The sequence below is a fragment of the Vagococcus fluvialis genome, from assembly GCF_003337315.1.
Classification (GTDB): domain Bacteria; phylum Bacillota; class Bacilli; order Lactobacillales; family Vagococcaceae; genus Vagococcus; species Vagococcus fluvialis.
Genome location: NZ_QPJV01000013.1, coordinates 1 through 15990, shown reverse-complemented (window position 1 = coordinate 15990; position 15990 = coordinate 1). Strand labels below are relative to the sequence as shown.

General features: G+C 32.1%; 16 protein-coding genes. 11 read left to right on the top strand and 5 right to left on the bottom strand.

Features of this window, described 5'->3' with window-relative positions; all coding sequences use genetic code 11:
* Window positions 1–82 precede the first annotated feature (82 nt).
* Genes DFR54_RS11050 through DFR54_RS13305 form a run of 4 tightly spaced genes read left to right on the top strand, consistent with a single transcriptional unit; the run spans window position 83 to window position 2742 of the window.
* A complete protein-coding gene (locus DFR54_RS11050; RefSeq protein WP_086342492.1) occupies window positions 83–949 on the top strand; it encodes an SPFH domain-containing protein in 867 nt (288 codons plus the stop codon).
* Window positions 949–1518: a helix-turn-helix domain-containing protein gene (locus DFR54_RS11045; protein WP_086342491.1), complete on the top strand. Its 570-nt coding sequence runs from the start codon at window positions 949–951 to the stop codon at window positions 1516–1518. Before DFR54_RS11050 ends, DFR54_RS11045 begins: the two co-directional genes overlap by 1 nt.
* A 60-nt stretch (window positions 1519–1578) precedes the next feature.
* Window positions 1579–2202: an MFS transporter gene (locus tag DFR54_RS13310; protein ID WP_211315055.1), complete on the top strand. Its 624-nt coding sequence runs from the start codon at window positions 1579–1581 to the stop codon at window positions 2200–2202.
* Between the two features lie 15 nt (window positions 2203–2217).
* Entirely contained in the window at window positions 2218–2742 is a 525-nt protein-coding gene (locus DFR54_RS13305) for an MFS transporter (RefSeq protein WP_211315054.1), read from the top strand.
* A gap of 169 nt (window positions 2743–2911) precedes the next feature.
* Here DFR54_RS13305 and DFR54_RS11035 read toward each other — a convergent pair whose 3' ends face one another.
* The 5 genes from DFR54_RS11035 to DFR54_RS11015 form a co-directional block, all read right to left on the bottom strand.
* Window positions 2912–4078 (bottom strand): MalY/PatB family protein, encoded by a 1167-nt coding sequence (locus DFR54_RS11035; RefSeq protein ID WP_114290276.1) that lies wholly within the window; start codon window positions 4076–4078, stop codon window positions 2912–2914.
* Window positions 4068–4835 (bottom strand): MurR/RpiR family transcriptional regulator, encoded by a 768-nt coding sequence (locus tag DFR54_RS11030; RefSeq protein ID WP_086342488.1) that lies wholly within the window; start codon window positions 4833–4835, stop codon window positions 4068–4070. Before DFR54_RS11030 ends, DFR54_RS11035 begins: the two co-directional genes overlap by 11 nt.
* A gap of 24 nt (window positions 4836–4859) precedes the next feature.
* Complete coding sequence (locus DFR54_RS11025; protein WP_114290275.1) at window positions 4860–6146, bottom strand: PTS sugar transporter subunit IIC; 1287 nt, start codon at window positions 6144–6146, stop codon at window positions 4860–4862.
* 134 nt (window positions 6147–6280) lie between these two features.
* Window positions 6281–8278: a transketolase gene (gene tkt / locus DFR54_RS11020; protein ID WP_114290274.1), complete on the bottom strand. Its 1998-nt coding sequence runs from the start codon at window positions 8276–8278 to the stop codon at window positions 6281–6283.
* Between the two features lie 96 nt (window positions 8279–8374).
* Entirely contained in the window at window positions 8375–8617 is a 243-nt protein-coding gene (locus DFR54_RS11015; RefSeq protein WP_086342485.1) for a DUF896 family protein, read from the bottom strand.
* A gap of 146 nt (window positions 8618–8763) precedes the next feature.
* Here DFR54_RS11015 and lexA point away from each other — a divergent pair, with 146 nt between their 5' ends.
* The 7 genes from lexA to DFR54_RS10980 all read left to right on the top strand — a co-directional run bounded on the left by lexA (window position 8764) and on the right by DFR54_RS10980 (window position 15856).
* On the top strand, window positions 8764–9384 hold the full coding sequence (lexA, locus tag DFR54_RS11010) for a transcriptional repressor LexA (protein ID WP_114290273.1): 621 nt from the start codon (window positions 8764–8766) through the stop codon (window positions 9382–9384).
* Window positions 9385–9495: 111 nt separating this feature from the next.
* Window positions 9496–9705 carry a hypothetical protein gene (locus DFR54_RS11005; RefSeq protein WP_086342483.1) on the top strand — a complete coding sequence of 70 codons (210 nt, stop codon included), beginning with the start codon at window positions 9496–9498 and terminating at the stop codon, window positions 9703–9705.
* A gap of 115 nt (window positions 9706–9820) precedes the next feature.
* Window positions 9821–11008 carry a cation:proton antiporter gene (locus DFR54_RS11000; RefSeq protein WP_167798965.1) on the top strand — a complete coding sequence of 396 codons (1188 nt, stop codon included), beginning with the start codon at window positions 9821–9823 and terminating at the stop codon, window positions 11006–11008.
* Window positions 11009–11187: 179 nt separating this feature from the next.
* Window positions 11188–12225 carry a M42 family metallopeptidase gene (locus tag DFR54_RS10995; RefSeq protein WP_114290271.1) on the top strand — a complete coding sequence of 346 codons (1038 nt, stop codon included), beginning with the start codon at window positions 11188–11190 and terminating at the stop codon, window positions 12223–12225.
* 355 nt (window positions 12226–12580) lie between these two features.
* Window positions 12581–13198: a 50S ribosomal protein L25/general stress protein Ctc gene (locus tag DFR54_RS10990; RefSeq protein ID WP_114290270.1), complete on the top strand. Its 618-nt coding sequence runs from the start codon at window positions 12581–12583 to the stop codon at window positions 13196–13198.
* A gap of 189 nt (window positions 13199–13387) precedes the next feature.
* Window positions 13388–14563 carry a hydroxymethylglutaryl-CoA synthase gene (locus DFR54_RS10985; RefSeq protein WP_114290321.1) on the top strand — a complete coding sequence of 392 codons (1176 nt, stop codon included), beginning with the start codon at window positions 13388–13390 and terminating at the stop codon, window positions 14561–14563.
* A 12-nt stretch (window positions 14564–14575) separates the two neighbouring features.
* Complete coding sequence (locus tag DFR54_RS10980) at window positions 14576–15856, top strand: hydroxymethylglutaryl-CoA reductase, degradative (protein ID WP_114290269.1); 1281 nt, start codon at window positions 14576–14578, stop codon at window positions 15854–15856.
* Window positions 15857–15990: the final 134 nt, after the last annotated feature.

The following is a 15990-nucleotide window of genomic DNA, read 5'->3' as shown; positions in this document are numbered from 1 at the left end:
AGTTAGATTTCTTTTTTAGAATCTAGCTTCTTATTTTTATCTCATGATATACTAGAGTCAAATTTACTAAAGGAGTGACAACATGAAAGAAAAAAATACATTTCATATTAATGGTTATCTTGGTCTTTTTATTTTACTGATTATGGTTCTTGGCGGCGGTTGGCTATTTTACTTAACTATTATTAACGAAACACTAGCTACTGGGATTATCGCTGCCTTACTTTGGATTATTTCTGGCTTTTTTATTAGCTCATTAACAATTGTCGGCCCTAATCAAGCTAAAGCTATTTTATTTTTTGGAAAATATTTAGGAACCATTAAAGACAATGGCTTATTTATTACAACTCCCTTGACACAAAAAATAACGATCTCATTAAAAGTTAAAAACTTTAACACTGCACTTCTAAAAGTTAACGACTCTGATGGAAATCCCATCGAAATTTCAGCAGTTGTTGTATTTAAGGTAGTTGATTCAGCTAAAGCTTTGTTCTCTGTTGATGATTACCGTAATTTTGTAGCTATCCAAAGTGAAACTGCCCTTAGGCATATAGCTTCACAGTATCCCTATGATACCTTTGAAGAAGAAGATATTACGCTACGCGGGAATACAACTGAAGTATCTGAAAAATTAAAAATTGAGTTAGAAGAGAGATTAGCCATTGCTGGGGTTGAAGTAATTGAAACTAGATTAAATCATTTAGCGTATGCTACAGAAATTGCTAGTGCTATGCTTCAAAGACAACAAGCTCGTGCTATTTTATCAGCCCGTCAAACAATTGTTGAAGGTGCTGTATCTATGACTCAAATGGCTTTGGAGCAAATCGAAGACGGACAAGATATCCAATTCACTGACGATCGTCGTGTCCAATTAATCAATAACTTACTTGTTTCTATTATTACAGATAAAGGAACGCAACCTGTTATCAACACTGGAGATGTTAAAGAATAATGCCTAATAGAAAAAAAAATCAATTAAATCATGATATTGCTGTTGAACTAAGACGAATTAGAAAACAGCAAAAATTAACAATCGAAGAACTTGCTTCTTTATCAGATGTTAGTGGCATCACTATTAGTAATATTGAAAATGGCCGCTCAAACCCTACTCTTAATAGTCTTTGGAAACTAGCTGATACTTTGCAAGTCCCTCTAACTAAATTACTTGGTTTTTCCCATTCAGAAAAGGAAGTTTCATCTGTTTTAGAAGATTCTTCTTACTTCATGAATGATTTAGAAAAAGGATGGGTTGTTCAACCTGTCTTCCAAGAAGAAAATATTGAAGTTTTTCGTGTTTGTTTAAAAGCTAATTCTAGTATCAAAAGAAGTCATCAAATGAAGCACTCAACTGAAATTATCACAGTTATGAATGGTTTATTAGAATTAAATGTTGGTGATAAAAGTTATTCTTTAGGAACTTATGACAGTATTAATTTCGATTCTGGGTGTGAACATGAGTACATTAATAATTCAAATGAAGATGTTTTTCTAAACATAGTTGTTAAATACAATAACATATAATATAATATGCAAAGACATATTATATTATATGTTTTATTTTTTTAGAAAGGATTAGTTAGAATGAAACAAAAAATGAACTATTTATTACTTTTAGGCATTATTATGATTGCTACTAACTTAAGAGCACCTATTACTTCTGTTGGTCCTCTAGTTGGCACAATTACAAATAGCCTAAATTTAACAGGAGCACAAGCAGGGCTAATTACAACTTTACCATTAATTGCCTTTGCTATTATTTCTCCTATAGCACCAAAATTAGCTCGGAAATTCGGAACTGAAACAACTATTTTAGGTGCACTTATTTTAATTATTTTAGGGTTAAGTATTCGCTATTTACCTTCTATCTCTACCTTATTTTTAGGAACAGCTATTTTAGGATGTGGGATTGCTATTGGGAATGTACTGATTCCAAGTATTGTTAAACAAGAGTTCCAAAATCAAAGCGGATTAGTTACTGGTATCTATTCAGTTAGTATGAACTTAACAGGAGCAATTGCTTCTGGTGTTAGTATTCCATTAATCGAAAAATTAGGATGGACGTGGAATCAAGCCTTCAGCCTTTGGATTATCTTAGCTGCCCTAGCTCTATTAGCTTGGTTACCTCAATTAAAAAATAAAAAAGCAACTCCAGAGGTTAACGTTGTAGATACTAATAATTCAATTTGGCATTCTTCACTAGCTTAGTCAGTTTCTTTATTTATGGGTATTCAATCATTTATTTTCTATGTACTTGTTGCTTGGCTTCCAGAAATGCTAATTAGTCAAGGTATACCTAGCTCAAAATCAGGCGGAATGTTATCTTTACTTCAATTAACTCTATTACCAACAATTTTTATTATTCCGATTATTGCAGAAAAACGACCAAATCAAAAATCCTTAGTCGTCATTTCTTTTACACTGTTTACACTAGGGATTAGTGGTTTAATGTTCTCAAGTCTTGCAGTCATCAGTTTATCAATAATTGCTATTGGAATTGCTGGTGGAATTGCCTTTAGTTTATCAATGATGTTCTTTAACCTTAGAACATCAACACCAAAAGAAGCAGCAGATTTATCGGGTATGGCTCAATCAATTGGTTATATCTTAGCAGCTGTTGGACCATTTTTATTTGGCTTACTTCATGACCTAACTAATAATTGGCAATCATCTTTATTCCTACTTATTGGAATGACCATTATTCTATTATTCGTTGGTTTAAATGCAGGCTCTAGTAAAAAAGTATAATAAAAAAACCAGACATTTGTTTGTCTGGTTTTAAAAATATTTAGAGGGAATATTTTTTATGGATGAATATGAAAATTAGCATGTAAATCAGTTAAAACTTATTAGGGTACAATTAATATACCTCATCATTGTAAATTCCATTATTCAATTTGTGTAAAAACAAAGTAAATTATTCCTCTTCATATGATAGATAGAATTCTTTAAATTCTAACATTCCTTTTTCTAAAATTCTTTGAGAAGTTGCTACATTAATTCTTACAAACGAACCATAATTTGATATAAATCTTGATCCTGTTTCAATTAATACTCCTGTTTTTTGAGCCAACTTTCTAACAAATAGATCAACATCTTTTATATTTTCTAGTTCTATCCAGATTAAATAGCCTGATTCTGGGGAAACAACATGAATTCCCGGTAAATCTAGAATACTAATTAATAAATCTATATTATTTTCTAGATAATCTTCTAAATTTTCTAACCACTCTATTCCTTTTCTATAAACTACCTCAGTATATTTTGCCCCTACCCTATTCACACTTATATGAAGCTTTTCATGCTCATAATTTATTTTTTTTAGAAGTTCATTATTATGTGTAATAATGTAAGAACTATTTAAACCTGATAAGTTAAAAGCTTTATTTGGTGAATTACTAATAACTATATTCTTATATCTATCAAAAAAATGAATTAAAGAAATAAAGTTACTTTCTCTTTTACATAAATCACTATGTATTTCATCAGACATTATTAAAACATCATATTTTTTACAAAGCGAAACAAGTTGCTCCAACTCTTCAAAACTCCATAGTTGACCAGAAGGATTATGAGGATTACAAAAAAGAATAACATTTATATTATTTTGAATTATATATTTTTCAAATAATTCAAAAGAAATTTCGTATTTCCCTTCATTCCATAACAATGGGATTTCAACTAGTTTCCCGTAGTAATCGGATAATTTTTTAAAGGATCCATAGACAGGTGTTAAAGTCGCAAATACTAGATTTTCTACTGTTTTAGCAATAAAGTGCATACTTGAGACAGTCCCCACACTAGGTAGTAACCATTCTTTTTGTAATGTAATATCTTTGGTTTGTTTATACCATCGAACTATTGAATCATAATAGGATTCCTGTAAATCAAAGTAACCAAAGTCTCCATGACTTAATTCTCTAGTCACTTCTTCATGTATTTCTTTAGGTAATGAAAAATCCATATCTGCTATAAAAAATGGATAAATATTTTTTGGAACTTCTCCAAAACGTGAATTAATATACTCTCTATTCCATTTTTTGGAGCCATTCCCTTCCCTTGATAGTATTTTATCAAAATTCATCGGCTTCTTTTGAACCTTCTTCCTTCTTTTTAACTAATTTTTTCATTAATATATCCATTGCTACATGCACATTCAGTCTAGTATCAATACTAATATCTTGATCCACACTTTGACTTGTATCAATTATATAATCAGCTAAATGACCTAACGGAGAATCCCTATTTTCAGTCACTAGTATCATTGATACTTTTTTTGTTTTAGCTGTTACAATTGCTTCTAATAATTCTGGTGGCTTTCCACTTCTAGAAAGTACTAATACAACATCCTCTTCAGGATTTAAATTAGCAGCTGAAATTCTCATAAATCGTGAATCATCATACTGTTCTGAGTTCATGCCATATAATAATAATTTTACTTGAAACATCTTACCTATATAACTACTCATTCCCATTCCATAAATAATAATTCTTTTGGATTTTATCAATTTTTCTAAAATTTCATTAGTTATAGATTTATTAACAATATGATAGTTTTCTATCATACTATTCAAAAAATAAGCTTCTTCTTTATCATATTCCTCATCCTTAATTGTTGTTACAAAAAAGTCATGCTTAAATAATGTAAAACTTTTATAACCTATCTTTTGAGACAATCTATGGACACTAGTTCTTGATACATTGTATTTTTCAGATAATTTGCTAACTGTAAAATCAACTGAATCCATTTTTTGTTGATCTAGCAGAAGTGACTGTAATAAATCTTTTTCCATTTCTGTTAATTCATCTGCATGTATCGAAATATTTTTTTGCAAGCTCATTTGGTAAGGCTCCTTTAGATTAATCTATTGTTCTTCTTTATAGTACTGATTATCTAAAGCTTTGACAAACGGGTAATAAATTATAACTGATGAAATGATACAAATAACTTGAACAACAGCACCTTGCCAACCTGCTACTAAAAATCCTGAAAAAATAGGTGGTGTTGGCCAAGGAGCAACAACACCATTAAATAATGGCATAAAACCAATTACCATTGAAACATAGGCAATTAAAACTGAAATAATTGGAGCTAAAGTAATCGGAATAATCATTAATGGATTAAAAATTACTGGTAATCCAAAAATAATTGGTTCGTTTATATTAAATAAAGCTGGAATAGCACTTAATTTGGTCATTGTTTTTAAACGACTTGAACGACCAACTATAATCATTGCAATTACTAAGCCTAGTGTTAAACCTGCACCACCAATCGTTGCAAACTGGTCAATCATTTGAATAGTTCCAACATTTCCTGTTTCCATAGTAAGTTGCCCATTTTGAAATAATTCTAAGTTTTTAACAGAATTTGCATTAAGTAATGGGTTGATAATTGAGTTAACTACTGTTGGATGAATACCGAACCACCACAATAAACCATTCAACCCAGCAACAACTGTTATAGCTCCTACAGAAGATGTTAAACCTTCTAATGGTATTTGGATAATCTTATAAATTAAATGAGGAAATGATTCGGCAAATTGCATTGAAATACCAGAAATAATTAGCATAGTTGTTACTACTAGAAACCCTGGAATTAGCGCACTAAAAGATTTTGAAACCATATCAGGTACTGAATCGGGCATTTTAATAATTAAGTTCTTTTTAAAGCATAACCTAATAATTTCAACACTAATAATACTAACAAAAATAGCTGTAATAACTCCTTGTGTACCTAGCCACTCAAATGCCATAATTCGACCAACAACTTCACCTGACTCAGTAGTTATTGTTTTAGGAACTACAACTACGTAAGATACTAAAGATAGAATTAATGATGACAATCTATCAAGTTCATATTGTTCTGCTAATTTATAAGCCATTGTACCTGCTAAAAAGAATCCCATCATATTAAACGTTGAACGATAGGCTGATTCAATATACACTGTCCAATTCTCACCAAATAAATTGGCCATGAATTCTGGATATCCTGGTAATGGAAAATCAGTCACAAGTAAAAAGAATGATCCAATAATTGTGAGTGGCATAATAGCCATGAATCCAGCTCGTAAAGCTACAAAATACTTTGTGTTTGTCACTTTTGATATGACTGGTACTATTTTTTCTTCAATCCATGTTGTAAAATTTTTCATCGTTTTAAACTCCTTTTTTATTAAACGCTTACAAAAAAAGTATAGTTCTTTTTTTATCTTTCTACTATTCTTAAATTTGGAATATATTCCAAAAAAAAAAGAACTAACTATTTCTAGTCAGTTCTTTTTTATTATTATAATGATTTAAATGCTTCTACTACTTTTTCAACGGTGAATCCGTAATTTTCAATAACTGTATTTCCTGGTGCACTTGCTCCAAATCTATCGATACCAATCGCATGACCTTCGAATCCAATGTAGCGTTCCCAACCAAATGTTGATCCCATCTCAATTGAAACTCGTTTCGTTACTGCTTTTGGTAAAACTGACTCTTTGTATGAAGCATCTTGTGCATCAAATAAAGCTGTTGATGGCATAGAAACCACTGATACATCAATACCTTCTTTAGCTAATTCTTTTTGAGCTTCCATTGCTAAGTTCACTTCAGAACCTGTCGCAATTAGAATACCAGCTGGTGTGTTTTCTTTTGAAGCTGATAAAACATACGCTCCACGAGCAACACCTTCATAAGCTTTTTCTTTTGTTCCTTCTAAAACTGGTAAGTTTTGGCGAGATAAAGCTAAAACAGTTGGTGTTTCTTTGGAAATTGCTGCTAGTTTCCAAGCAGCTGATACTTCATTTCCATCAGCTGGACGAATTAAGTTCACATTAGGCATACCACGTAAACTTGATAATTGTTCGATTGGTTCATGAGTTGGACCATCTTCCCCAACCGCTACTGAATCATGTGTTAACACATAAGTCACAGGTGCTTTTTGGATCGCTGATAATCTCACTGCTGGACGTAAGTAATCTACAAAGACAAAGAATGTTGCTCCGTAAACACGAGTTCCACCATGTAAAGAAATTCCATTCATAGCTGCAGCCATGGCAAATTCACGAACACCAAACCAAATGTTGCGACCTTCATAAGATCCTGGTTCAAAGTCTTTCTCACCAGCAATCATTGTGTTGTTTGATGAAGAAAGGTCAGCTGAACCTCCCCATAAATTAGGCATTACTTTAGCTAATTCTTGGATAGCTTCTTTACTTGTAATACGACTAGCAGAAGAATCTCCTACTTCATATACAGGTAACGCCTTTTCTAAATCAACTGTTACTTCATCTTTAAATGAAGCTTCAAATTGAGCCGCTAATTCTGGATATGCTTCTTTATATGAAGCAAATAATTCATTCCATTCAGCTTCAGCTTGTTTACCTTTAACAATCATATCTTCGTTAAAGCGTGCTTTTACTTCTTTTGGTACGGTGAATTCAGGATAATCCCAACCGTAAGCTTTTTTAGCTACAGCAACACCTTCAGGGCCTAATGGAGCACCGTGAACTTTGTTTGTTCCTTGTAATTCAGCACCAAAACCAATAATTGTTTTAATTTCAATAATAGTTGGTTTTCCTGTTTCTTTTTTAGCTTCTTCAATAGCATTAGAAATGGCTTCTAAGTCATTGCCATCTTTAACTAAAATATGTTGCCAACCAGTTGCTTCAAAGCGACCTTTAACGTCTTCACTAAATGATTTGTCTAAAGGACCGTCTAATGAAATATCATTTGAATCATATAAAACGATTAATTTATCTAATTTTAAGTGACCAGCTAAGCTGACTGCTTCTTGAGAAATACCTTCCATTAAGTCACCATCTCCACATAAGGCATATGTGTAATGATCGACAATGTTAAAGTTATCTTTGTTGTAAGTTGCAGCTAAGTGAGCTTCTGCCATAGCAAAACCAACACTCATAGCAATCCCTTGCCCTAAAGGACCAGTTGTTGCTTCAATCCCATCAGTATGTAACACTTCAGGATGTCCTGGTGTTAAACTATCCCATTGACGGAAATTTTTAATTTCATCCATTGGTAAGTTATAACCAGATAAATGAAGTAAACTATATAACATAGCTGAACCATGTCCTGCAGATAAAATGAAACGGTCACGGTCTGCCCAGTTTCTTGATGTTGATGGGTTAACTTTTAAGTGTTTAGTCCATAATGTGTAAGCCATAGGTGCAGCCCCCATTGGTAAACCAGGGTGACCTGAATTAGCTTTTTGAATCATGTCTAAACTTAATGTACGGATTGCGTTAACGCCTAATTGATCGATATTGTCGAACTTCATAAAAAAACATCCTCCTATTTAGGTTTATTTTACCTTTATTGTATTGTACAGCTATTAGTCCACTTTTGCAAGTGGTTCCAAGGTTTTAATAAATTTTTATCTACCGTGAAGACCTTTATTTTTTTGAATTTCTTTCAATTTATCAGGAGTTACATCATTGCCATCATTGTCGACTACTTTCATTCCTTCTATATGATTACGCATACCACCTCTAAAACGTTCGATATACTCTTCTCTTAATTCTTTTTGTTCTTGTTTCTCAGCATCTGTTAAACCAATTTCTGTTTTTGATTTTTTTGCCAACTCGTTAATACGAGCCATTTTTTCTTTACTTAACATAAGTTCTACCTCCCTTTATTTCATTTATAATTTTAGCTTAATTAAGATAAAAGCACAATTATATTACCACTCTAAAAAAGCGAACACCCGTTTGATTTATTTACTCAGATATGTTACACTCAAAAAAAAAGAAATGGAGAAAGCTTATGACGAAAAAACAATCTTCAAGACAAATTGATGTCTTAAAGTATATTTATGAACAAGTCGAAGAAAGAGGTTATCCACCTACTGTTAGAGAAATCGGAGAAGCTGTAAATCTATCATCGACTTCAACTGTTCATGGTCATTTATCTCGTCTAGAAAAAAAAGGATTAATTTTAAGAGACCCGACTAAACCACGTGCTATTGAATTAACACCTGAAGGCCTAGATGTCATAGGTGTTCGCCCTACTACAATACCAATGCTTGGTGTCGTAACAGCTGGAGAACCAATATTAGCTGTAGAAGAAGCATCTGACTTCTTTCCACTACCACCAGATTTAAAATATGAAGAAAGCAGTTTATTTATGTTAACAATTCGCGGAGAGAGTATGATTAATGCTGGTATCTTCGACGGTGATCATGTCATTGTAAGAAAACAATCAACTGCTACAAATGGTGATGTTGTTATTGCTATGACAGATGAAAACGAAGCAACATGTAAACGATTCTTCAAAGAAACAACTCACTTTAGATTACAACCTGAAAATGATAGTCTAGATCCTATTATTTTAGATAATGTATCTATTCTTGGTAAAGTAGTTGGCCTATATCGAAATCATATTTAAAAAATAAAGCAAATTTGCTTTATTTTTTTCTTTACAAAGAGAACGTTTGTTTGTATAATGAAAATATAAAGAGACGAACAAACGTTCTTAACATTTTAAGGAGTGAAGGAAATGGAAGCAATTAGAAGATATGCATTATTATTAATCGTTTTGGTGTTAGGTATTATTTTAGGTACATTAGGTTGGCAGGCTGCTTTGATTGTATTAACTCCCCTTACTATGATTTGGTTAATGTTATGGGATGAAAAAAGCTATAAACGTAAACAATATGAAAAATTCTTAAAAGAAAATCCTCAATATGCTTATAGAAACAGTCGTTAGAATTTAACGACTGTTCTTTTTTTAAAATTTTTGTGCATAAAAATTGCATTGTTATTTTCTAATCTGGTACTATATATATGTAATAAAAATTAAATATTAGAAGGAGAGGATGTTTTTGACCTTTGAATTATTAAAAATGGTCATCTTTATTTTACTCGGTACAAAGATAGCCGGTCATCTTTGTAACAGATTTAATCTTCCAGTTGTTTTTGGAGAATTAACTGTCGGGCTACTCATTGGACCAGCATTATTGAATCTTGTACGTGAAACAGAAGGTATTCATCTATTTGCAGAAATAGGAATTATTCTACTTATGTTTTTAGTCGGACTCGAAAGCGATTTGGGATTACTTAAAAAGTATCTAAAACCAGCTATTATGGTTGCTACTTTTGGTGTATTTGTCCCATTTATCTTCATTACAATTCTCGGCCAACTTATTGGCATGGGAACTCCAGAATCACTCTTTTTAGGCATTATCTTTAGTGCCACCTCACTAAGTATTACCGTTCAAGTACTCAAGGAGTACAATTATCTAGACAATGAAGCAGGCGCAATCACTTTAGGTGCTGCTATTTTAGATGATACGTTTGTTGTTCTCTTAATCAGCATTTTTACAGCTGTTGTTAATTTTGATTCAACTGTTGGATTTACTTTACCAATGCTATGGGATGTAATTGGTAAAAAAGTTTTATTCTTTGTTATTACCTATTTAATCGCAAAGTATCTCATTAAACCTGTTATGGATATGACTTCTAAGATAAATGCTATTAAAGCCAAAACTGCTATGGCACTTGTTTTATGTTTTGCCTTTACTATTTTTGCAGAAGAAATGGGACTAAGCGATATCATCGGTGCTTTCTTTATTGGAGTTATGTTATCTACACATGAATCAAGTCATGAAATTGAATCCGATTTAGATACAATTGGAAATAGCTTATTTATTCCTATCTTCTTTGTTTCCATTGGATTAGGTATTCATGTAGAAGCTTTATTTACACAATTTTGGTTAATCCTGATTCTTTCAGTTGGTGCAATTGCAACAAAATTAGTTGGTGGTTATCTAGGTTCACGAATTATGAAGGTTAATAGAAAATCTGCATTTGTTGTAGGTTCTGGTTTAGTATCTCGTGGTGAAATGGCTTTAATTGTAGCAAAAATCGGACAAGAATTAGGTTATATATCAGATACCTTCTTCACTGTTGTGATTGCTTCAATTATTGTTACAACTCTTATTTCTCCACTACTTCTTAAGTTTAGTATTAGCTTAGAAGAAAATGATGATGCTGAATCTGTAACAACATAACTTAAAACATCTCTACTAAAATTCCCCTCTCGCTAAAGATAGAGAAACTTTAGTAAAGATATTTTACATAACACCTAAGTCATTTTTAACTCTGACTTAGGTTTTTTTGTGTCACTTAGTTGGTTTTATAAATATCTATCGGTATAATGAAAGTATTATTTTTAGAAAGAAGGATTTACATGACAACTTTATCAACAATCAAATTAGTAGAAAAATTAACCAACATCCCCTCTCCTACTGGAAATACAGCAACAATAATTAACTATATCGATACTTTTTTAAGCCAGTCAGGTTATAAATCTAAGCTAAACAGAAAGGGTAGCCTGATTGTTACGGTACCAGGTAAAGATACTGAGAACCACCGCTTTATTACAGCTCATATTGATACATTAGGAGCTATGGTTAAAGCAATAAAACCAGATGGTCGATTAAAATTAGATTTAGTTGGTGGTTTTAGATACAACTCAATCGAAGGTGAATACTGTAAAATTCATACACAATCTGGAAAAGAAATAACTGGTACTATTTTAATGCATCAAACAAGTGTCCATGTTTATAAAGATGCTGGCTCTGCTGAAAGAAATCAAGATAATATGGAAGTTCGCTTAGATGAAAAAACATTTTCAAAAGAAGATACTAAAAAATTAGGTATTCAAGTTGGTGATTTTATTAGTTTTGACCCTCGTACTGAAATAACTGATTCAGGATTTATTAAATCTCGTCATTTAGATGATAAAGTGAGTGCTGCTATTTTAATCCAATTTTTAATTAAATTAAGTCAATCAAAGGAAGAATTACCTTATACGACTCACTTCTTCTTCTCAAATAACGAAGAAATCGGTTATGGTGGTAACTCAAATATTGATGAACGAGTGGTTGAATACTTAGCAGTTGATATGGGAGCTATGGGAGATGATCAACAAACAGATGAATATACTGTTTCTATTTGTGTAAAAGACAGTAGCGGGCCTTATCACCTTGGTTTAAGAAATCATTTTGTTAATATAGCAAAAGAAAATAATATTCCTTACCAATTAGATATTTATCCATTTTATGGTAGTGATGCTTCTGCTGCAATGAAAGCCGGAGCTGATGTTAAACATGGTTTAATTGGTGCTGGTATTGAAGCTAGTCATGCTTTTGAACGCACTCATATTGATTCAATTAACGCTACTGAACAATTAGTTAATAAATACTTATTTAGTTCCTTATCATAAAATTAAAAAGGACAATAGTTATAAAAAATAAAATATAAAGTTATTACTTGACCTTTTATCGGATAAGAAGTATGGTTAATACATAAGCTTATATTATAGTGTGGTTTTTTGAATCATGATGAGCAGGCAATTAACAGAGTGTCTAAGTATGAAATTCTGTTGTTTTAATTTTGAATATCTTTTTCTATTCGATTAAAATCGCCTAATCAATTTGTAAGTTTATGGTTCGTCACTTAAAAATGCTGACATTCATTTTTTAAGCGCATGATAATCGACAGGCTCAATTCTCGGTTAACACTGCAGAACTAAATAACGAACCGAATGAAGATTTTATTCTAAAGGAGGAAGATTATTTATGTCAGTAGTATTAAAAGCAGAAAAAAGAGCGGTTAGACCACGTTCTATCCGTACAAAGTTAAGAGCAGAAGGAAGAGTACCAAGTGCTGTTCATGGTAACAAAATGGAAAACATTTCGTTTTCAGTTGATGCCCATGAATTAGACAAAGCTATCCGTGAAAATGGATTAAACGCTGTGTACACTTTAGATTTAGATGGTAAAAAAATCAGTACACTATTACAAGACTATCAACTAGATACTTTTTCTAGAGAGTGGATTCACGCTCAATTCTTAGCAGTTGACATGAATGAAGAAGTTGAAGTTGAAGCTGAATTAGTTTTAGTTGGAACTTCAAAAGGCGTTAAAGCTGGTGGTGTTCTTGAGCAAAATATTTACACTGTTATGGTATCAGCAACACCTGATAAATTACCTGAACGTGTAGAAGTTGATATCACTGAAATGGCTATTGGAGATTCAATGGTGATTGGTGATTTACCTAAACAAGATGGCTTCACTATCGTTACAGATGCTGAAGAGCAAATTTGTGCAGTAGCTGAATTAGTTGCTGTTGAAGAGGACGATGAAGCAGCTTCACCTGCTGAACCAGAAGTTATTACTGAAAAAGCAGCTGAATAAAAATTTAAACTTGAGGTTGACCTTTTGTAGGTTAACCTCTTTTCTTATTCTTAAAAAGAAAACGCTCTCTTTCCTTTAGGTTATATCATAAGAAAGATTAAAGTATTTATAAAATTAATAGGATTACTATAGTCTTATTAAAATGTATGATAAAATGACAAAGGTTTAATTAATTAATTAGGAGTGTTAATCTTGATCGGAATAGATAAAATGAATTTTTTCACGCCAAATACTTATATCGATTTAGTTACTTTGGCTGAACATCGTGGCATTGATCCAAATAAATTTACAGTAGGAATCGGACAATCAAAAATGGCGGTACCTACCATTACTCAAGATACTGTTTCTATGGGGGCAAACGCCTCTTTACCAATTTTAGATGCAGATGACTTAAACAAAATCGATTTAATTGTTGTAGGTACTGAAACAGGAATTGATGAATCAAAATCATCAGCTTCTTTTATTCATCAACTACTTAATATTCAACCCTTTGCTAAATCAGTTGAAGTTAAACATGCTTGTTACGGAGCAACTGCTGGTTTAATGATGGCAAAAGACTACATCAAAGCTCATCCAGGTAGAAAAGCCCTTGTGATTGGTTCTGATATTTCTAGATATGGTTTAAATACGTCTGGTGAAGTTACTCAAGGAGCTGGAGCAGTTGCTATGTTAATTAGTGAGAATCCAAGAATTCTTGAAATTGAAGATACATCTGTTTCTATGACTGAAAGCATTTTTGACTTCTGGCGTCCAAATTACCGTGATACAGCTATTGTAGATGGGAAATTTTCAAATGAAGCTTATGTTAAATTCTTTACAACTATTTGGGAAGAATTTTCAACTAGAAGTTCTTATAAGATAGCAGATTTCAAAGCCTTTTGTTTCCATTTACCTTATAGCAAAATGGGAAAAAAAGCTTTATTACCTGTTCTTGAAAATGAGTCACAAGAAGTTTCTGATTTATTATTAACAAATTACGAATTATCAACTGATTATACACGAAATATTGGAAATATTTATACAGGTTCATTGTATTTAAGTTTAATGTCATTATTAGATAGTGATGACAATACACTTAAAGCAAATGACTTAATTGGTTTCTTTAGCTATGGTTCTGGAGCTGTTGGTGAAATCTTCTCAGGTAGATTAGTTGAAGGTTATGAAAAACACTTACTTAAAGATGAGCATCAAGCAATGATAAATAATCGTTATGATTTATCTATTGAAGAATATGAAGCTATTTTTACAAAAGAATTGCCTAAAACAGACGGTATTCATCCACTAAGTGAAGCAAAATATGATAAAAGTCATTTCTATTTATCAAGCATTAGTGAGCATCAAAGACATTACAATGAACGTCAATAAGGAGAATCTGATTTGAGTCAAGAAAATAAAAAATTCTATCAACAAACACGAGTGGAGCGATTAGATACACTAGTAAATCAAGGGATTATCTCTGATTCAGATAAAGAACTTTATCAAAAAACGCCTCTTCTAACGGAAGACGTAGCAAATTCTTTGATTGAAAATCAAATTAGCCAGTTTCCTCTACCTGAAGGAGTTGCTCTAAATTTTATCATTGATGGAGAGAAGAAAGTTATTCCGATGGTTGTTGAAGAACCTTCAGTTATTGCTGCTTGTAGTAACTCTGCTAAAATTCTTAGTCGTAACGGGTTTTCTACTTCTATTTCTAAGCGTGAGTTAATAGGACAAATCATCTTAAAAGATATTCCAGATATTGAAGCAGCTAAATTAAAAATTGAAAAAAATAAAGACCAAATCTTCACTTTAGCTAAGGAAGCCCACCCTTCTATTCATAGTCGTGGTGGTGGTCTAAAAGATTTTTATGTCAAAATTATAAAAGATACAACTATTACTGACAAAGAGTTTTTAACTGTTTATCTCTTAATTGAAACAAAAGATGCTATGGGAGCGAATATTATTAATACTATTTTAGAAGGGCTAACTCCTTTTATTTTGGAATTAACAAATGGTGCTTCTTTAATGTCTATTTTAAGTAATTACAATACTGAAGCACTTGTGACTGCTACGTGTGAGGTTCCTTTAACAGACCTTGAAACGAAGAATTTTTCTGGTCAGGAATTAGGTCAAAAAATTGCTGAAGCTTCTCTTTATGCAAAACTTGACCCGCACCGAGCAGCAACACACAATAAAGGAATTATGAATGGTATTGACTCTGTTGTGATTGCCACTGGAAATGATCCTCGCGCAGTTGAGGCTGGAGCTCATGCTTTTGCTAGTAAAAATGGTCGTTATCAAGGAATGACTAATTGGGAAGTTGTAGAAGACAATTTAGTTGGAGAATTAACTTTACCAATGGTTCTTGGAACAGTTGGCGGAGCTATCTCTGTCTTGCCTCTTGCTAAAAGCAATTTAGAACTTTTAGGTGTTACCACATCTGAGGAACTTTCTAGAATTGTTTTATGCGTCGGACTTGCCCAAAACTTCGCTGCACTTAGAGCTTTAGTAAGTGATGGCATTCAAAAAGGACACATGAGTCTTCATGCTAGCTCTCTTGCCATACAAGTTGGTGCTCAAAATGAAGAAATTGAAATCATTGCTAATCAATTACGACTAGCACCTAAAATGAATTCTGCTATCGCAAAAGAATTATTAATGACTTTACGAGATAAATAATTAGATTTATAACCTAAGACCTAAATAAAAAGGCTCTTTGTCAAATCGGACTGATGAGTCGGATATATAAGATGATAAACTTGAGATTACTCTCAGATTTATCATCTTTTTTAGTTATTTAATTTTAATAAGGC

Excerpts from the sequence above, each read along its gene's own strand:
- DFR54_RS11050 (WP_086342492.1), top strand. The coding sequence starts at position 83 with ATGAAAGAAAAAAATACATTTCATATTAATGGTTATCTTGGTCTTTTT.
- DFR54_RS11045 (WP_086342491.1), top strand. The coding sequence starts at position 949 with ATGCCTAATAGAAAAAAAAATCAATTAAATCATGATATTGCTGTTGAA.
- DFR54_RS13310 (WP_211315055.1), top strand. The coding sequence starts at position 1,579 with ATGAAACAAAAAATGAACTATTTATTACTTTTAGGCATTATTATGATT.
- DFR54_RS13305 (WP_211315054.1), top strand. The coding sequence starts at position 2,218 with ATGGGTATTCAATCATTTATTTTCTATGTACTTGTTGCTTGGCTTCCA.
- DFR54_RS11035 (WP_114290276.1), bottom strand. The coding sequence starts at position 4,078 with ATGAATTTTGATAAAATACTATCAAGGGAAGGGAATGGCTCCAAAAAA.
- DFR54_RS11030 (WP_086342488.1), bottom strand. The coding sequence starts at position 4,835 with ATGAGCTTGCAAAAAAATATTTCGATACATGCAGATGAATTAACAGAA.
- DFR54_RS11025 (WP_114290275.1), bottom strand. The coding sequence starts at position 6,146 with ATGAAAAATTTTACAACATGGATTGAAGAAAAAATAGTACCAGTCATA.
- tkt (WP_114290274.1), bottom strand. The coding sequence starts at position 8,278 with ATGAAGTTCGACAATATCGATCAATTAGGCGTTAACGCAATCCGTACA.
- DFR54_RS11015 (WP_086342485.1), bottom strand. The coding sequence starts at position 8,617 with ATGTTAAGTAAAGAAAAAATGGCTCGTATTAACGAGTTGGCAAAAAAA.
- lexA (WP_114290273.1), top strand. The coding sequence starts at position 8,764 with ATGACGAAAAAACAATCTTCAAGACAAATTGATGTCTTAAAGTATATT.
- DFR54_RS11005 (WP_086342483.1), top strand. The coding sequence starts at position 9,496 with ATGGAAGCAATTAGAAGATATGCATTATTATTAATCGTTTTGGTGTTA.
- DFR54_RS10995 (WP_114290271.1), top strand. The coding sequence starts at position 11,188 with ATGACAACTTTATCAACAATCAAATTAGTAGAAAAATTAACCAACATC.
- DFR54_RS10990 (WP_114290270.1), top strand. The coding sequence starts at position 12,581 with ATGTCAGTAGTATTAAAAGCAGAAAAAAGAGCGGTTAGACCACGTTCT.